13 protein-coding genes are annotated in these 16,246 nt (G+C 56.6%); 9 read left to right on the plus strand and 4 right to left on the minus strand.

The window, feature by feature from the left end; all coding sequences use genetic code 11:
- The first annotated feature begins 14 nt into the window (after positions 1-14).
- The 7 genes from proS (at position 15) to recO (ending at position 9,637) form a co-directional block, all read left to right on the plus strand.
- Complete coding sequence (gene proS, locus HKD32_RS07055) at positions 15-1,331, plus strand: proline--tRNA ligase (protein WP_061933209.1); 1,317 nt, start codon at positions 15-17, stop codon at positions 1,329-1,331.
- Positions 1,331-2,578, plus strand: coding sequence for a lipoprotein-releasing ABC transporter permease subunit (locus HKD32_RS07060; protein ID WP_061933207.1), 1,248 nt, complete (start codon positions 1,331-1,333; stop codon positions 2,576-2,578). Before proS ends, HKD32_RS07060 begins: the two co-directional genes overlap by 1 nt.
- Positions 2,571-3,260: an ABC transporter ATP-binding protein gene (locus HKD32_RS07065; protein ID WP_061933205.1), complete on the plus strand. Its 690-nt coding sequence runs from the start codon at positions 2,571-2,573 to the stop codon at positions 3,258-3,260. Before HKD32_RS07060 ends, HKD32_RS07065 begins: the two co-directional genes overlap by 8 nt.
- A gap of 61 nt (positions 3,261-3,321) precedes the next feature.
- On the plus strand, positions 3,322-6,744 hold the full coding sequence (gene dnaE, locus HKD32_RS07070; RefSeq protein WP_061933203.1) for a DNA polymerase III subunit alpha: 3,423 nt from the start codon (positions 3,322-3,324) through the stop codon (positions 6,742-6,744).
- A 171-nt stretch (positions 6,745-6,915) separates the two neighbouring features.
- Positions 6,916-7,701, plus strand: a complete 786-nt coding sequence (gene rpsB / locus HKD32_RS07075) for a 30S ribosomal protein S2 (RefSeq protein WP_010501435.1) — start codon at positions 6,916-6,918, stop codon at positions 7,699-7,701.
- A 105-nt stretch (positions 7,702-7,806) separates the two neighbouring features.
- Positions 7,807-8,715, plus strand: coding sequence for a translation elongation factor Ts (gene tsf, locus HKD32_RS07080; protein ID WP_010501436.1), 909 nt, complete (start codon positions 7,807-7,809; stop codon positions 8,713-8,715).
- Between the two features lie 127 nt (positions 8,716-8,842).
- Positions 8,843-9,637, plus strand: coding sequence for a DNA repair protein RecO (gene recO / locus HKD32_RS07085; RefSeq protein WP_061933201.1), 795 nt, complete (start codon positions 8,843-8,845; stop codon positions 9,635-9,637).
- Here the strand turns inward: recO and HKD32_RS07090 are convergent.
- Positions 9,597-10,073 (minus strand): hypothetical protein, encoded by a 477-nt coding sequence (locus HKD32_RS07090; protein ID WP_061933199.1) that lies wholly within the window; start codon positions 10,071-10,073, stop codon positions 9,597-9,599. The two genes, recO and HKD32_RS07090, sit on opposite strands and share 41 nt — an antisense overlap.
- Between HKD32_RS07090 and parC the strand changes: the two genes are divergently transcribed.
- Positions 10,050-12,260 carry a DNA topoisomerase IV subunit A gene (parC, locus tag HKD32_RS07095; RefSeq protein WP_194257773.1) on the plus strand — a complete coding sequence of 737 codons (2,211 nt, stop codon included), beginning with the start codon at positions 10,050-10,052 and terminating at the stop codon, positions 12,258-12,260. The genes HKD32_RS07090 and parC overlap by 24 nt on opposite strands.
- 4 nt (positions 12,261-12,264) lie before the next feature.
- On the opposite strand, the gene HKD32_RS07100 is transcribed toward parC, so the two are convergent.
- Complete coding sequence (locus HKD32_RS07100) at positions 12,265-12,981, minus strand: arginyltransferase (protein WP_194257774.1); 717 nt, start codon at positions 12,979-12,981, stop codon at positions 12,265-12,267.
- 115 nt (positions 12,982-13,096) lie between these two features.
- Here HKD32_RS07100 and cls point away from each other — a divergent pair, with 115 nt between their 5' ends.
- Positions 13,097-14,509, plus strand: coding sequence for a cardiolipin synthase (cls, locus tag HKD32_RS07105; RefSeq protein ID WP_062025458.1), 1,413 nt, complete (start codon positions 13,097-13,099; stop codon positions 14,507-14,509).
- A gap of 3 nt (positions 14,510-14,512) precedes the next feature.
- Here the strand turns inward: cls and HKD32_RS07110 are convergent, their stop codons facing one another.
- Positions 14,513-15,139: an endonuclease/exonuclease/phosphatase family protein gene (locus HKD32_RS07110; protein ID WP_194257775.1), complete on the minus strand. Its 627-nt coding sequence runs from the start codon at positions 15,137-15,139 to the stop codon at positions 14,513-14,515.
- The gene (locus tag HKD32_RS07115) at positions 15,136-16,212 is read right to left on the minus strand and encodes an AI-2E family transporter (protein WP_194257776.1); all 1,077 of its coding nucleotides are present in this window, start codon (positions 16,210-16,212) and stop codon (positions 15,136-15,138) included. The genes HKD32_RS07110 and HKD32_RS07115 overlap by 4 nt, the downstream gene beginning before the upstream one ends.
- Positions 16,213-16,246: the final 34 nt, after the last annotated feature.

Consider the following 16,246-nt stretch of genomic DNA (forward strand, 5'->3'; position numbering starts at 1 on the left):
AGAAGAAATAGAGTATGCGTCTGAGTAAAGCCTTTCAGCCGACGTTGAAGGAAGTCCCGGCGGAGGCGCAGATTGCGTCTCATCGCCTTATGCTGCGTGCAGGTCTGGTTCGTCAGACATCGTCCGGTATTTACGCCTGGCTGCCAGCCGGTCTGCGCGTTCTGCGGAACATCGAGAAGATCATCCGCGAAGAGCAGGATGCCATTGGCGCTCAGGAAGTCCTGATGCCGACGCTTCAGTCTGCTGATCTGTGGCGCCGTTCGGGGCGTTATGATGCTTACGGTCCGGAAATGCTCCGTATTCAGGATCGGCATGGTCGTGAGCTGCTGTATGGACCGACCAATGAGGAAATGATCACGGATATCTTCGGATCGTCCGTCAGTTCCTACAAGCAGCTTCCGAAGGCGCTGTATCACATCCAGTGGAAGTTCCGTGATGAGGTCCGCCCGCGCTTCGGTGTGATGCGTGGTCGTGAATTCCTCATGAAGGATGCCTACTCCTTCGATGCAGACTATCAGGGCGCGGTTAACAGCTATCGCCGCATGATGCTGTCCTATCTGCGGATTTTCCAGCGTCTTGGCGTTCGCGCTGTGCCAATGGTTGCAGATACGGGACCGATCGGTGGCGATCTCAGCCATGAGTTTCTGGTTCTGGCCCCGACAGGTGAAAGCGGCGTGTTCTTTGACGCGGCTCTTGAAGAGCAGGACTGGCTGGGCCGTCCGGTGGACTGTGACAACGAGGAAGATCTCGCTGCATTTTTCTCTTCCGTAACGGATCACTACGCCGCAACGGATGAGAAGCATGATGAGGCTGCCTGGGCAGAAGTGCCGGATGACCGGAAGCGGGAAGGGCGTGGCATTGAAGTGGGCCACATCTTCTACTTCGGCACCAAGTACACGGAATCCATGGGGATCGAAGTCAGCGGTGCCGATGGGGCGAAATTCTCGCCTCATATGGGCTCCTATGGCGTCGGTGTGTCCCGTCTGGTCGGCGCGATCATTGAGGCCTCGCATGACGAGGCTGGGATCATCTGGCCTGCTTCCGTCGCGCCATACAAAGCTGCGATCCTGAATCTGCGCCCGGGTGACGAAGCCTGCGATGCAATCTGCGAAGAGATCTACGGAACCGATTCTGAGAACTTCATGTACGATGACCGCTCCGAGCGTGCAGGTGTGAAGTTCAATGATGCTGATCTGATGGGTCATCCCTGGCAGATCATCGTTGGTCCGCGCGGTGCCAAGGAAGGCAAGGTTGAACTGAAGCGTCGTGCAGACGGCGAGCGGTTCGAACTGCCGGTGGCTGAAGCGCTGGCCAAGATCGGAGCAGCCTGATGTTCGGCCGCTTCGAGCGTATGGTGGCGGGGCGCTATCTGCGTGCCCGCCGTGGCGAACGCTTCGCCTCGATCATTGCAGTTTTCTCATTGGTCGGAATTGCGCTTGGGGTGGCTACGCTCATCATCGTCATGTCGGTGATGAACGGGTTCAAGGCTGATCTGATGGGGCGTATCCTTGGCTTGCACGGGGATCTCACCGTGTTTGGCTACGGGCGCCCTATCGAGGCCTATCAGAATGACGTCGAGGCTATTCGTTCTGTGCCGGGCGTGAAGTCAGTCATTCCCATGGCGCAGGGAACCGTTCTTGTCGAAGCTGGTCGGTATTCGACTGGCGCAGAGGTTCAGGGTGTCGCCCAGCAGGATCTTCGGGACTGGCGTGCTCTGAGTAGTGGTGTCATCGCCGGCTCGATTGATCGCTTTACTGGAGACGATGCCGTTGCCATCGGGACGACGATGGCAGATCGTGCTGGCTTGACGATCGGCTCCCCCATTACGCTCCTGTCCCCGGATGGTCAGGCAACGCCGTTTGGCACAATGCCGCGTGTGAAAACGTATCATGTGGCCGCGATCTTCGATGCCAACTGGAACGACTATAATTCAAACATCGTTCTGGTACCGCTTCCTGCTGCACAGAAATTTCTGATGCTTGGGAATGCCGTTTCCTTGATTCAGGTCTCGACCAACGACCCCTCGAACGTCCAGCCTACACGTCAGGCCATTGTGCAGCGCCTTGATGACCCACGTCTGCGGGTTCTGGACTGGACGCAGAGCGCGAATGGTTTTCTCGATGCCGTCACGGTCGAGCAGAACGTCATGTTCCTTATCCTGACGCTCATCATTCTGGTTGCGGCCTTCAATGTGATTTCGTCCCTCATCATGATGGTGAAGGACAAGACGCGCGATATTGCTGTGCTTCGTACGCTTGGTGCGAGCCGCGGCGCGATCATGAGAATCTTCCTGATGAATGGTGCATTTGTCGGGATTGTTGGAACCGCGGCAGGGTCAGCACTGGGTATCGCGTTTGCGCTCAATATTGAGCGTATTCGCCAGTGGCTCCAGTCTTTGACGGGAACCAATCTTTTCAATCCGGAAGTCTATTTTCTTGAGCGGCTGCCAGCCAAACTTGTCTGGTCGCAGGTTGGAGAGGTGATTGCCATGTCACTGGTGTTGTCGCTGCTGGCTACACTGTATCCGTCCTGGAGAGCCGCAAGGACTGACCCGATCGAGGCTCTGCGTCATGAGTGAAGCCCGAATGACGGCTCTACGGTTGGAAAATCTGACCCGTCGCTTCAAATCTGGTGAAGAGACTCTGGAGATTCTCTCTGGAGCATCGTTTTCTCTTTATCCAAGTGAAATTATAGCCCTTGTGGCGCCAAGCGGTACTGGTAAATCCACGCTGCTTCATTTGGCAGGATTGTTGGAAGCACCAACAGAAGGCACTGTCTATATTGGCGAGAAGCCGGTCAGCGGTTTGAGCGATACCGTGCGAACCGCAGTGCGCCGGGATCAGATTGGTTTCGTGTACCAGTTTCATCATCTTCTTGGTGAATTCACGGCTTGTGAGAACGTGATGCTGCCTCAGTTGGTAGCCGGTGTTTCGGCAAAAGCTGCAAAAGCGCGTGCGGAGGATCTGCTAGGTCGTTTTGGTCTGTCTCATCGCCTCAACTCCCTGCCTGGACGTCTTTCTGGTGGAGAGCAGCAGCGCACGGCGATTGCCCGTGCGCTTGCCAATCGCCCGAAGCTTCTTCTGGCGGATGAACCGACGGGCAATCTGGATATCGCGACTTCCGATCATGTTTTTGACGAACTCCTGCGTGTGGTGCGTGAGGAGGGCGTTGCAGCCCTTATCGCAACCCACAACAAGGAGCTCGCAGCGCGCATGGACCGCACGGTTACGTTGCGAGATGGAAAGCTCGTTCCTTTCTGAATTGCCCTGAACTGACGAGAAGAACGCTGTATCTGCTCGTCGGTCCTGATAGAATGATGGCATGTCTCATGCCGATTTCGTTCATCTTCGCAATCATTCCGCATACTCCCTGAGTCAGGGAGCCATTCGCATTGCAGATCTTGTCGGGCTCGCCACCAAAAATGCCATGCCTGCCGTCGCTTTGACGGATAGTGGCAATCTTTTCGGGGCGTTGGAATTTTCCCTCTACTGTCGCAATGCCGGTGTGCAACCTATCGTTGGCTGCCAGCTTTCCCTACCATCGCGTAGCACAAAACCTGGCGCGCCTTCCGAGCCGTTGGTGGTTCTGGCACGGAACGAAACGGGTCTTGCCAATCTGCAGGTCCTGTCCTCGCATGGCTTCCTGAACGGTGATCCTGCTGACCCCACTGTTGCCGTAGATGTACTGTGCCGGCATGCGGATGGTCTTTTTCTGCTCACCGGGGGTAATCGTGGGCCGATCAATCGCCTGATTTATGATGAACAGAAAGACGAGGCGGAAGTTCTTCTGCGCCGTTTGATGGAGGCATTTCCACAGAACATTGCAGTCGAACTAAATCGTCTGGGTGAGGCTGGCGAGCGCGAAATTGAGAGTATTCTTGTGCCTCTGGCAGACCGGCTTGAAATTCCTCTGGTCGCAACAAACGAATGCTTTTTCCCCACGCCGCAGATGCATGAAGCGCACGACGCGCTGATCTGTATCGCACAGGGGCGGACCATGGCGGAGGCTGACCGCTGGCATGTTTCACCACAGGCATGGTTCAAGACGCCTGCCGAAATGCGGGAGCTTTTCAAGGATCTTCCGGAAGCCTGCGATAACACGCTGATTATTGCGCAGAAATGCGCCGTGGCCGCCTGTACCCGCAAACCACTGCTGCCCATCTGTCCCAAGGTTCGCGAAGGTTCAACGGAAGAAGAAACGCTGCGGGCCATGGCGTGGGAAGGGCTGGAAAAGCGGCTTGAGGCGATCAATGCCGATGAAGATAAACGGAAAATCTATTCCGAACGTCTTCAGACGGAACTCGACATCATCGCGAAGATGGGATTCCCAGGTTACTTCCTGATCGTTGCCGACTTTATCCAATGGGCCAAGGCTCATGATATTCCCGTGGGGCCAGGACGTGGATCGGGCGCTGGATCACTGGTCGCTTACGCCCTGACCATTACCGATATCGATCCGCTTCCTTTCGGGCTCCTGTTCGAGCGCTTCCTGAACCCGGAACGCGTCTCGATGCCTGACTTTGATATCGACTTCTGTCAGGACCGCCGTGACGAAGTGATCCGGTATGTCCGCGAAGAATACGGCGGCAGTCGCGTCGCTCAGATCATTACTTTTGGAAAGCTGCAGGCGAAGGCGGCTGTCCGGGATGTCGGGCGTGTGCTGGGTCTGCCTTACGGCATGGTTAATCGCGTTGCCGAGCTTATTCCGAACAATCCTGCCAAACCCGTTACCCTAGCGCAGGCGATTGAAGGAGAGCCGCGCCTGCAGGAAATGCGGGACAGTGATGAAGCCCTGAAGCGTCTTTTGGAAATTGCTCTTCAGCTTGAAGGGCTCTACCGCCATGCCTCGACCCATGCTGCGGGCGTGGTGATCGGGGATCGTGAACTGGTCGAACTTGTACCGCTCTATCGCGATCCGAAGAGCGATATGCTGGTTACCCAGTACAACATGAAGTTTGTGGAACAGGCTGGGCTGGTGAAGTTCGACTTCCTTGGCCTCACAACCCTGACAATTCTGAAAAGAGGTCTGGATTTTCTTAAAGAACAGGGTGTTATCGTCGATCTCTCACGTATTCCTCTGGATGATGCCAAGACCTTCGAAATGCTGGCCAAAGGGGATACGGCCGGTGTCTTCCAGTTCGAAGGCGCGGGTATGCGGGACATGCTCAAGCAGATGGCTGCCAGCCGTCTGGAAGATCTGATTGCGGGCGTGTCTCTGTATCGTCCGGGGCCAATGGCCAACATTCCGGATTACTGCCGCCGCAAACATGGTGAACCATGGGAGCCGCCGCACGAAGAGATCCGTGACATCCTTGAAGAGACCTATGGCATTATGGTCTATCAGGAACAGGTCATGCAGATCGCCCAGAAGATGGCAGGTTACAGTCTGGGTGGCGCTGATCTTCTAAGACGCGCCATGGGTAAAAAGATCGCGTCCGAAATGGAGAAACAGCGCGAGATCTTTACGGAAGGTGCAACAGCCAGAGGAATTCCCCAAGACAAAGCCGTCGAAGTCTTTGATCTTATGGCTCGTTTTGCTGATTATGGCTTCAACAAGTCTCACGCTGCAGCCTATGCGCTGGTTTCGTATCAAACAGCATGGATGAAGGCGAACCATCCTGTTGCTTTCCTTGCGGGCTGCATGTCACTGGCACGCGAAAAGACGGATAAGCTGGCAGCCCTCTGTCAGGAAGCGCGGCGGATGAACATTAAAGTTCTCCCTGTCGACATCAACAAGTCCATGGCAGATTTCTCGATCGAGACACTTGAGGATGGTCGTCAAGGAATTCGATACGCCCTATCCGCCATCAAGCGTGTTGGTGCAGCTGCAATGGACTCTGTCGTTGCCTCCCGTGGCAATAAGCCTTTTCAGGATCTAACGGATTTTGCAGAGCGTTGTGATCCTAAAAGCCTGAATAAAATACAGATAGAAAGTCTTGCAAAATCAGGAGCTTTTGACAGTCTTCTTAAGGATCGTCATACCGTTTTTTCGAGTGCAGACATTCTGTTACGTCGGGCGCAGTCGCGGGCTCAGGAGCAGCAGATGGGCCAGTCAGGGTTGTTTGGCGGTAGCGGCCAGGATCGTGAGATTCTGCGGTTGAATGAAGGGCGTCCGTGGCCGGATTTCGAGCGCCTGTCGCTTGAGGCCTCGGCCATTGGCTTTCACATGAGCGCTCACCCGTTGGATGCTTATCGTACGGTTCTCAGAAGGCTGGGTGTCACACCCTCTAACGCTCTGGAAAATGCTGCAAAAACAGGCACTATGCGCGTCAAGATAGCGGGGTGCGTTGTTGATAAGAAAGAGCGTCCGACCCGCACTGGCAAAAAGATGGCCTGGGTCAACCTTTCGGACAGCGGCGGCGGGTGTGAAGTTACGCTCTTTGCGGAAACTCTGATTTCGTGCCGGGATCTTCTGGTGGCTGGACAGGCTATTCTGGTGACAGCAGAGCTTAAACTGGATGGAGATGCACTGCGGATTACGGCGCAAAGCGTCATGGATCTCGAAACCGCTGCCGCGGCTGAACGGTCTGAAATGCGCGTATGGCTGAAGCAGATGGATGCGCTTCCCACGCTTTCTGAAATGCTGGCGGAGATGCGGGGAGGACACGGGAAAGTTGTTTTTCTGCCCTCTCTCGAAGAAACGAGAGATGTGGAAATCGCGCTTCCAGGCACATATCGCGTCACACCCCGTCTGGCTGAACGCCTGCGCACTGTTCGGGGTGTCGAGAAGGCTGAACAACGCTGATCTGGCGGAAAACCCTTGCAATCTGACCGAAGATCGGCCATATCGCGCTCGTCCGCTGGCATCCCTCGTGGGAGAAGGCGGTCAATCCGCACGCATGGCCCTGAGGTTTTCTGGTGTTCCGTAAGGGACGTCGCCATGCGGAGGTCCAACCAGATGCTAGGAATTTGAATCATGGCAATGCCAGAATTCACCATGCGCCAGCTGCTCGAAGCCGGTGTTCACTTCGGTCACCACACCCGTCGCTGGAACCCGGCCATGGCGCCGTACCTGTTCGGTGTTCGCAACCAGGTCCACATCATCGACCTGCAGCAGACGGTTCCGCTGCTCGACCGCGCTCTGAAGCTGGTCCGCGAGACGGTTGCCAACGGTGGCCGCGTTCTGTTCGTTGGCACGAAGCGCGCTGCTGCTGAGCACGTTGCTGAAGCTGCACAGCGTTGCGGTCAGTACTATGTGAACCATCGCTGGCTCGGCGGCATGCTGACGAACTGGAAGACCATCACGGGCTCCATCAAGCGTCTGCGCCAGATCGATGAAATGCTTGCTGGTGACACGGCTGGTCTGACGAAGAAGGAAGTTCTCGACATCACGCGTGACCGCGAGAAGCTCGAGCGTTCCCTCGGCGGCATCAAGGAAATGGGCGGCCTGCCAGACCTGATTTTCGTGATCGACACGAACAAGGAAAAGCTGGCTGTTGAAGAAGCCAACAAGCTGGGTATCCCGGTCATCGGCATTCTGGACAGCAACTCCAACCCGGCTGGCGTTACGTTCCCGATCCCGGGCAACGACGATGCAATCCGTGCGATCACGTTGTATTGCGACCTGATCTCCGGCGCAGTTCTGGACGGTATTTCCGCTGAACTGGCTGCTTCGGGTCATGATATCGGTGCTGAAGAAGAACTGCCGGCTGAGACGGCTGTTCTGGAAGCCGCTGAAGAGCAGGCTCCAGCCGCCAACTGAGACAGCGTGCCGTGTCATCATCTGAAGATGCGGTAACTGGAAGAAACATGCATGCGGTCGGGCGTTTACGCTCGGCCGCATGATCTTTTCGAGGGATAAGAGAACATGGCAGAAATCACCGCAGCCCTGGTTCGCGAACTGCGCGAGAAGACCGGCGCAGGCATGATGGATTGCAAGAAGGCTCTGACGGAAGCTGCTGCTGACATGGAAGCAGCCATCGACTGGCTTCGCACCAAGGGTCTGTCCCAAGCTGCCAAGAAGTCCGGCCGTACAACGGCTGAAGGTCTGGTTGGCGTTGTTTCCGGTCCTAACCGCGCCGCTATGGTTGAAGTCAACGCTGAGACGGACTTCGTTGGCCGTAACGAAGCATTCCAGGCTTTCGTTGAGCAGGTTGCTCAGGTTGCTCTGGAAGTTGGCGAAGATCTTGAAGCCATCAAGGCAGCCAAGGTTCCGTCCGGCCGTACGGTTGCCGACGAACTGACGCATCTGATCGCTACGATCGGCGAAAACATGTCGATCCGTCGCGCTCGCGTCCTGTCTGTTGAGTCCGGTGTTGTCGCCAGCTACGTCCACAGCGCACTGCGCCCGGGCATTGGCAAGATCGGCGTTCTCGCAGCCCTTCAGGCTCCGTCCGAGTCCGACGCTCTCCTGACACTCGGCCGCCAGATTGGTATGCATGTTGCTGCAACCCGTCCGGCTGCTCTGGATGTTGCAAGCGTCGATCCGGAGTCTCTGGAGCGTGAGCGTACGGTTCTGATCGAGCAGGCCCGTGATTCCGGTAAGCCGGAAGCCATCATCGAGAAGATGGTCGAAGGTCGTATCCGCAAGTTCTATGAAGAAGTTGTTCTTCTGGAGCAGGTCTGGGTTCTCGATGGCGAAAGCCGCGTGGCCAAGGTTGTGGAAAAGTCTGGCGCGAAGCTGGTTGGCTTCGAGCGCTTCCAGCTTGGTGAAGGCATCGAGAAGGAAGAAAACGACTTCGCTGCCGAAGTGGCTGCTGCTGCTGGCACCAAGTAAGATCTTTTTCCATTTGATCAGGCAGGCTTGTCTGCCGGGTTGAAACCGAAAGAGATTGGAAACTCCCGCACGGTACTCGTGCGGGAGTTTTTCTGTTTTTGGTCTTTGTCGGGAGCATCGTGCTGTGATGGAGTGGGAAGCGGCTGCGCTTGTCCTGTCTGTTCGTCCTTACGGAGAAGGCAGTGCTCTTGTTCATCTGCTGAGCGAAGAGCATGGCGTTTCACACGGAATGGTGCGCGGTGGCGGGTCCAGAAAACAGGCTCCTCTTTGGCAAACAGGTAATCTTGTCATGGCGCGCTGGCGTGCCAGACTGTCAGATCAGCTTGGTGCCGTTACGGCTGAACCTGTTCAGAGTGTAGGGGCAAGACTGCTTGATCTTCCTCTTCAACTGGCCATGGTGAGTAGTGCGTGCGCTCTGGCGGATGGTGCTCTACCCCAGGGGGAAGCTCATCCCGAACTTTTCATGCGCCTGATCCGGCTTCTGACGTTGATAGGAATCGCGCCTGAGCCGCCTCCCATAGCCGCCTATCTGCGCTGGGAACGAGAATTGTTGGGCGAACTGGGTTACGGGCTGGATCTTTCTGCCTGTGCCGTTACCGGCGGTTGTGACAACCTGAATTTTGTCTCCCCCAAGTCCGGGCGCGCCGTGAGCGACGAGGGTGCTGGCGCCTGGCGCGATCGGCTGTTGGTGCTTCCTGCGTTTCTGGCCAATGAAACGGAAGAGGGCAGCCCCGAAGACTGGTTGGCAGGAATGACGCTGACCGGCCACTTTCTTTCACGGTGGGTTTTTGGCGTGCGGCACCAGCCCTTGCCTGCGGCGCGCGAAAGGCTGTTCGAACGTATTCGCAGGCTGACCGGAAAAGATGAGATCATCGAAGATCTCAATATCGAACCTGCACAGGACCCGGACGAACTCCGCTGACGACATCCGGGTCGGCAGTCCAGTTCCAGACGGACCAGTCCCATCCCGGATGCTGGTTGATTTCCGCTGTCATGCGCTGCTCATCATCGGCGGAAACAGGGTGGCTGAGCTGATAGGCATGATAGGCCACCATATTGCCCATATAGACGCACCCACATGCGGTCGGGTCCGCATAGAGCATCACGGCGACATTGCCCTGCATGCGATAGGTCATGGTGTTCGGAGGCAGCAGGTTCATCATCTGCCATCGGGCTGTGGTATCAGCCTGATGGGCGACAAAGCCGTTGCGGGCCAGCGTATCTTCTTCATGAAGGATCGGCTGGTATGGCGAACAGGCTGAAAGAAGAACGAGCGCAACGCTGGACAGGAGCGGGCGCCAGTGTCTAAGTCCTGCTGAGAAAAGGGGAAGTGCATGGGCGTTGATCTGGCGGGTCATATTGAGGATACCAAGCTCGCGGAGGCTCTGAGCGAGCGATATATTGCGTATGCGATGTCGACGATCATGTCGCGGTCCCTTCCGGATGTGCGTGATGGTCTCAAGCCGGTGCACCGGCGCCTCCTCTATGCGATGCAGCAGCTACGCCTTGATCCCACATCAGGGTTTAAAAAGTGTGCACGTGTCGTCGGTGACGTGATCGGTAAGTTTCACCCGCACGGTGATGCGTCCGTTTACGAAGCACTGGTGCGCTTGGCGCAGGATTTTGCCGTTCGATATCCGCTCGTCGAAGGGCAGGGCAATTTTGGCTCCATCGACGGCGATGGCGCAGCGGCCATGCGTTATACGGAAAGCCGTCTGACCGAAATCGCGCAGACGCTGCTGGACGGTATCAATGATGATGCCGTGGATTTCCGCCCGACTTACGATAACGAAGACCACGAACCTGTCGTCCTTCCAGGTACATTCCCGAACCTGCTGGCCAACGGCGCTGCCGGTATTGCCGTGGGTATGGCGACGAGTATTCCGCCTCATAATGCCGCGGAAATTTGTCGTGCGGCAAAGTATCTGATTGAAAAGCCGGATGCGACCGTCGCTGAACTGGTCGATTTCATTCCCGGTCCGGATTTCCCGACCGGCGGTATTCTGGTTGAAGATCGCGAGTCGATCATTCGCTCCTATGAAACCGGTCGTGGCAGCTTCCGGACGCGTGCGCGCTGGGAAGTGGAGCAGGGCAGGTTTGGAACCTGGTGTATCGTTGTCACGGAAATTCCTTATCAGGTTCAAAAGTCCCGTCTGATCGAACAGATCGCCGAGTTGATGGAGCAGCGTAAGCTCCCGCTGCTCGGAGACGTGCGGGATGAGAGCACGATGGATATCCGTCTGGTGCTGGAACCCAAGACCAAGGGGTGTGACCCCGAAGTCCTGATGGAGACGATGTTCCGCAATACTGCGCTGGAAAACCGCTTCAGCCTGAACATGAATGTTCTCGGCGGAGACCGCGTGCCGGGTGTGCTGTCAATCAAGCAGGTTATTCAGGCCTGGCTGGCGCATGTCCATGAAGTGCTGGTGCGTCGGTCAAACCATCGTCTTGCGGCCGTTCTGCGCCGTCTGGAAATCCTGGATGGTTTCCTCGCGGTTTATCTCAATCTGGATGAAGTCATTCGCATCATCCGGGAAGAGGATGAGCCGAAGGTCAGCCTGATGAAGACCTTCACCCTGACGGATATTCAGGCGGAAGCCGTTCTCAACATGCGTCTGCGTTCGCTGCGCAGGCTGGAAGAAATGGAGATCCGCAAGGAGCGTGATGCCCTTGCGGATGAACGCAAATCTCTTGAGACCCTTCTGGGATCTGAAAAGCGCCGCTGGACCCGGATCGGCAAGGATCTGGATGCGACGATCAAGAAGTTCGGAAGTGGCCCGCTGGGCGATCGACGGACGCAGATTGCACAGCCCCCTAAAGCTATCGATATTTCGGCAGCGCTTGAAGTGGATCGCGAACCGCTGACCATTCTTCTGTCTCGCGAGGGCTGGATCAGGGCTATGAAGGGACATGGGCTGGACCCACAGGGGCATCGCTTCAAAGAAGGGGACGAAGCCGGTCTCATGACGGAATGTCAGAGCACGGATCGGATCTGTCTGATTGCCAGTGGAGGCAAGGCGTTCACGCTCAAAGCCGCGGATCTGCCCCGTGGACGTGGTTTTGGTCAGCCTGTTCGGACGCTTGTGGATATTGCACAGGAAGAGCGTGTGGTTGCGATGTTCCCTGTCATGGAAGACGGCAAGCGCCTGATCGCGTCTGAGAGTGGGCGTGGCATGATTGTTTCTGAAGCTGGGATCGTGGCGGAGAAGCGGACCGGCAAGCAGGTCTTCAACGTCAAGGAGGGCGAAAGCATCTTCGCCTGCATCCCGGCTGTTGGAACGCATGTGCTAGCTCTAGGACAAAACAAGCGTGCCCTGATCTTCCCAATGGAGCAGGTGCCGGAGATGAGCCGTGGATCGGGCGTCTCCTTCCAGAAGCTTGGAGAGAGCACACTGCGTGATCTCCGGGCTTTCACGCTTGAGGATGGACTTCTGTGGCAGGAGGGACAGCGCGTCCGTCCGGCTGCCGATCTGGCACCGCTGGAAGGGCGCCGTGGGGCGGTCGGGAAGGCTGCACCGCAATGGATGCTGCGCAAACCGAACTAACCTTTCAGGCGGAGAGAATCAGGGGCGTCCAGTGACCACCCTGGAAAATCTCGGCAGGCTGGAAGGTGGCTTTGTAAGCCATTTTCTGACTGCCAGGGACATAATATCCCAGATAGAGGTGAAGATGTCCGCGCTGTTTGGCCAGGTGGAGCAACCACAGGATCGAGAATGTTCCCCAGGATGCAGCAGGGGTCGTGGGGTCGTAAAAGGTGTACACGGCGGACAGTCCGTCCGACATGACATCGACAAGAGACACACAGACGAGTTGGTCTGACGGAGTACGAAACTCTATGACAATGGTTTCGACTGGAGTGTTTGAGATCAGATCGGCGTAGTCCTGCCAGGACATATGGGCCATATCCCCATCTGTATGGCGGCTTTTCTGATACGCCTGAAACAGTGCAAACTGTTCCTGCGTTGGAATTGGCGCTGTAATGGCAGCCTTGACGTCCTGATGGCGTTTCCAGATGCGCTGTTGTGTGCGGGACGGCCGGAAAAGAGCCACAGGCAGGCGCATCGGTTTGCAGGCCCGGCAGTCCATGCAGACGGGGGCATAGGCAATCGTATGGCTGCGTCTGAACCCGGCCTGGGAAAGACGGTCATGCAGGGAGGCAGCATCGGGGCCAGAAAGATCTGTCAGTACCTTGCGCTCCATGCGATTGGGCAGGTACGGGCAGGGAGCTGGCTCTGTCGTATAGAAGAGCTGAGGACGATGCTGCACAGGGTCGCTCCTCTTGGAAAATACCGGATTGATTGCCTAGCGTAGCTCAGACATCCGGCTGACGCATCCATCATCTTCGCGGAAAGAGCACAGTCTCGGTCTGCCAGGGAGTTTTATGAGGCACTGGCCTGTTCTGGATTTCGTTCTGACGTGCCTTCGCTGGGCACTTCCCATTATGGTCACACTCCATGCCTTGCGCCACAAACGCAACACGTCTGCGTGCGCTGCGTGGATTGGCGTCTGTTGGATCGGGCCATTTCTTGGAACCGCACTTTACCTGATGTTCGGTATCAACCGTGTTCATCGCCGGGCGCGCAAGATGATCGACCATCACTCCTGGGAAGGGCGCGAACTCCTCGCCAAGTACCGGCAGGTGATGGAAGGGGACCTGGCCCCGCTTGCAAAAATGCTGGGTCGTCTTACAGAGCGCCCCCTGATGCGCGGGAACTCCGTGAAGGTTCTACACGATGGGGATAATGCCTATCCTGTCATGATAGATGCCATCCGGCAGGCGAAAACATCGGTTATTCTCTGCTCTTATATTTTCCGGGCAGACCGGATTGGTGAGCAGTTTGCTGAAGCTCTGGTGGACGCACACAGACGCGGTGTGGAAGTCCGTGTTCTGGTGGATGGAATCGGGAGCGGCTATTTCCGCTGTGCGATAGAGCGACGGCTTAGACGCGATGGCGTGAAATGTTCCCGGTTCATGCATTCCGTATGGCCATGGCGCATGCCTTTCATCAATCTCCGCAACCATCGCAAGATCCTTGTTGTGGATGGGCGGGTCGGTTTCATGGGGGGCCTGAACATTGGCGAAGAAAACATGCTTCGCCTACGGACAAAACTTCCTGTCGCGGATACACATTTCGAGCTGCGTGGCCCGGTCGTGCATCAGTTGTCCGTGGCATTTGCATGGGACTGGTCGTTTACGACGGGAGAAGAACTCAAGGGCGAACCTTATCTGCCCGAACCGCTGCCCGTCGGCGATATTCCCATGCGGATCGTTACGTCCGGCCCGGATGCCGATCTTGAGAAGATTGAATATGGCATGTTGCAGGCCATTATTCTGGCCAAGAAACATGTGCGTCTCATGACACCCTATTTCCTGCCGGATGACCGGTTTACCTCGGCTCTCAATCTGGCAGCTTTGCGTGGCGTCGTGATTGATATTGTTGTGCCGAAAAGCAGCAATCACGCGATTATTGATTTTGCACGCGACGCCAACCTGAGACCTTTTCTGGATGCGGGGTGTCGGGTCTGGATGGCCAATCCGCCGTTCAATCATTCCAAGCTGATGGTCGTGGATGAGGAATGGAGCTTTGTTGGGAGCACCAATCTGGACGTCCGCTCCCTACGCCTGAACTTCGAAATCAATCTGGAAATTTACGATCGGGACGTGGCTCGGGATCTGTCAGCTTTTATGGATACGCATCGCAAAAACCGACTGACTCACCATGACATTGATCGGACACCCTATCTGATCCAGATCCGTAACGCAGCACTCAGGCTGTTCCTGCCCTATCTGTAAGGCTTAGGGCGTGAGCCGCAGCGTGACGGAAATCGGACGATGATCCGAGCCGAAACGCGGGAGTGCACGGGCTTCCAGGCGGTTCACGCCGCGGACAAGACAACGGTCCAGTCGCAGGGGAAGACGGTCCAGCATCCGGTGGGTTTTTTCCTTGGGGCCAACGTCATGAAATCCGGGGAGCATGACTGGGCCCACAAGATTGAAATCCCCCATGATGACAGCGCGTCGATGCATGCTGGTCGTCAGACTGCGAAGCTGTCGGCGGTTGAGGATCTGTCCATGGGACAGGTGCACGTTGGCCAGGGAAAAACTTCCGAAATCGATGATCTGCGCCGTGCGCTTCACAACCAATCCACGCGGCAGATGGCAGAAAGACGGAGGTCGCGTGAACGGCAGACGACTCCAGCATGCCGTGCCATGCGGGCGACCGGGAAGCGGAATACGATCATAATAGCCCCCCAGGATTTCAGGCAGAACATCAACTGGTTCCTGCGCTTCCTGCATCAGAACGACGTCCGGATTTTCCGCGCGGATAACGGTCAGAACGTCTTCCAGGGACGCACCGTCCCATCGAAGGAGGTTCCAGCTCAGAATGCGAAAAGGTGAGCCCGACAAAAGCGATGCCGTCACTTGGAAGACTCCGAAATATAAAGATGCCGTGGTTCTGGTCGGTGAGGGCCAGCAGCGAATTCACTGGTAAGCGTGTATCCAACAGCCAGCAGGACGGGGCCAAGGAAAATCCCGAGGCCGCCAAAAGCCACAACCCCGCCAAGAACACCCAGGACGGTCAGCAGATAGGGTAACTGCGCGCCACGTGAGATGAAGATCGGTCGGATCAGATGGTCTGCACCGGAAATAACGATGACGCCGTAAGCCGCCAGAAACAGCCCATGTCCCACATGGTGGGTCATACCAAGCCAGATGGCAGCGGGTATCCAGATCAAAGGCGCGCCAATGGGAAAGACCGCAACAAACGCTGCAATACCCGCCAAAAGAACCGGGGAAGGAACGCCTGCAATCATGAGGCCGATCCCTGTCAGAACGCCCTGAATGATTGCCGTACCAAGTACCCCGTACACCGTTCCCCGGATTGTCCGTCCGATGACATTGATGAGACGGGGGGTGGCACGAGGGCCAGCGATCCGGGCGATCAGCGCGGTAATGGTGAGACCCAGCGAATCGCCGTTCAGCCAGAGGAAGAATGCCACAAACAAAGCCATGACAAGCTCCACCAGACCACTGGCCAGCTTCATCAGGATGGCAAGCGTGTAGTGAGCGATCTGGCCGAAATAGGGACGCAGCATTTCCGTGGCCGCGCCAACATCATGGGTCAGATGGTGCCACCATTCGACCAGATGGGGCCCTGCCAGCGGGATATGAGCCATCCAGGCTGGAGGCGGTCCGTCCGAGCCTGCCCTGAGAAGGAGCGTATCCAGGGTGCCAATCGTTTCCGGGATGTCACTGATTCCAGCGGATGTGAGAACGGATAGAGGAACGATAATGGTCACGGCACTGAGAAACATCATGCCCAGTGCGGCAAGCGACGGCCGGATATGGCGTCTCAGCCATCGGTAGATGGGCCAACTGGAAAAAGTGAGGATAGCCGCCCAGAGGATGGCCGAAAGGAACGGCCAGAGGATGACGCCGCATCCATAGGCTATGCCAACAAGGACGAAGCCCAGAATGATCCGCTCTGTTGTCATGGAACAGACTTCCGGGGGGTCAAGGGCTTCAGGG

The sequence above is a fragment of the Gluconobacter japonicus genome, from assembly GCF_015244665.1.
GTDB lineage: Bacteria > Pseudomonadota > Alphaproteobacteria > Acetobacterales > Acetobacteraceae > Gluconobacter > Gluconobacter japonicus.

Bases quoted from the DNA above. Each gene is read 5' to 3' on its own strand.
- proS (WP_061933209.1), top strand. From the start codon at position 15: ATGCGTCTGAGTAAAGCCTTTCAGCCGACGTTGAAGGAAGTCCCGGCG.
- HKD32_RS07060 (WP_061933207.1), top strand. From the start codon at position 1,331: ATGTTCGGCCGCTTCGAGCGTATGGTGGCGGGGCGCTATCTGCGTGCC.
- HKD32_RS07065 (WP_061933205.1), top strand. From the start codon at position 2,571: ATGAGTGAAGCCCGAATGACGGCTCTACGGTTGGAAAATCTGACCCGT.
- dnaE (WP_061933203.1), top strand. From the start codon at position 3,322: ATGTCTCATGCCGATTTCGTTCATCTTCGCAATCATTCCGCATACTCC.
- rpsB (WP_010501435.1), top strand. From the start codon at position 6,916: ATGGCAATGCCAGAATTCACCATGCGCCAGCTGCTCGAAGCCGGTGTT.
- tsf (WP_010501436.1), top strand. From the start codon at position 7,807: ATGGCAGAAATCACCGCAGCCCTGGTTCGCGAACTGCGCGAGAAGACC.
- recO (WP_061933201.1), top strand. From the start codon at position 8,843: ATGGAGTGGGAAGCGGCTGCGCTTGTCCTGTCTGTTCGTCCTTACGGA.
- parC (WP_194257773.1), top strand. From the start codon at position 10,050: ATGGGCGTTGATCTGGCGGGTCATATTGAGGATACCAAGCTCGCGGAG.
- HKD32_RS07090 (WP_061933199.1), bottom strand. From the start codon at position 10,073: ATGACCCGCCAGATCAACGCCCATGCACTTCCCCTTTTCTCAGCAGGA.
- cls (WP_062025458.1), top strand. From the start codon at position 13,097: ATGAGGCACTGGCCTGTTCTGGATTTCGTTCTGACGTGCCTTCGCTGG.
- HKD32_RS07115 (WP_194257776.1), bottom strand. From the start codon at position 16,212: ATGACAACAGAGCGGATCATTCTGGGCTTCGTCCTTGTTGGCATAGCC.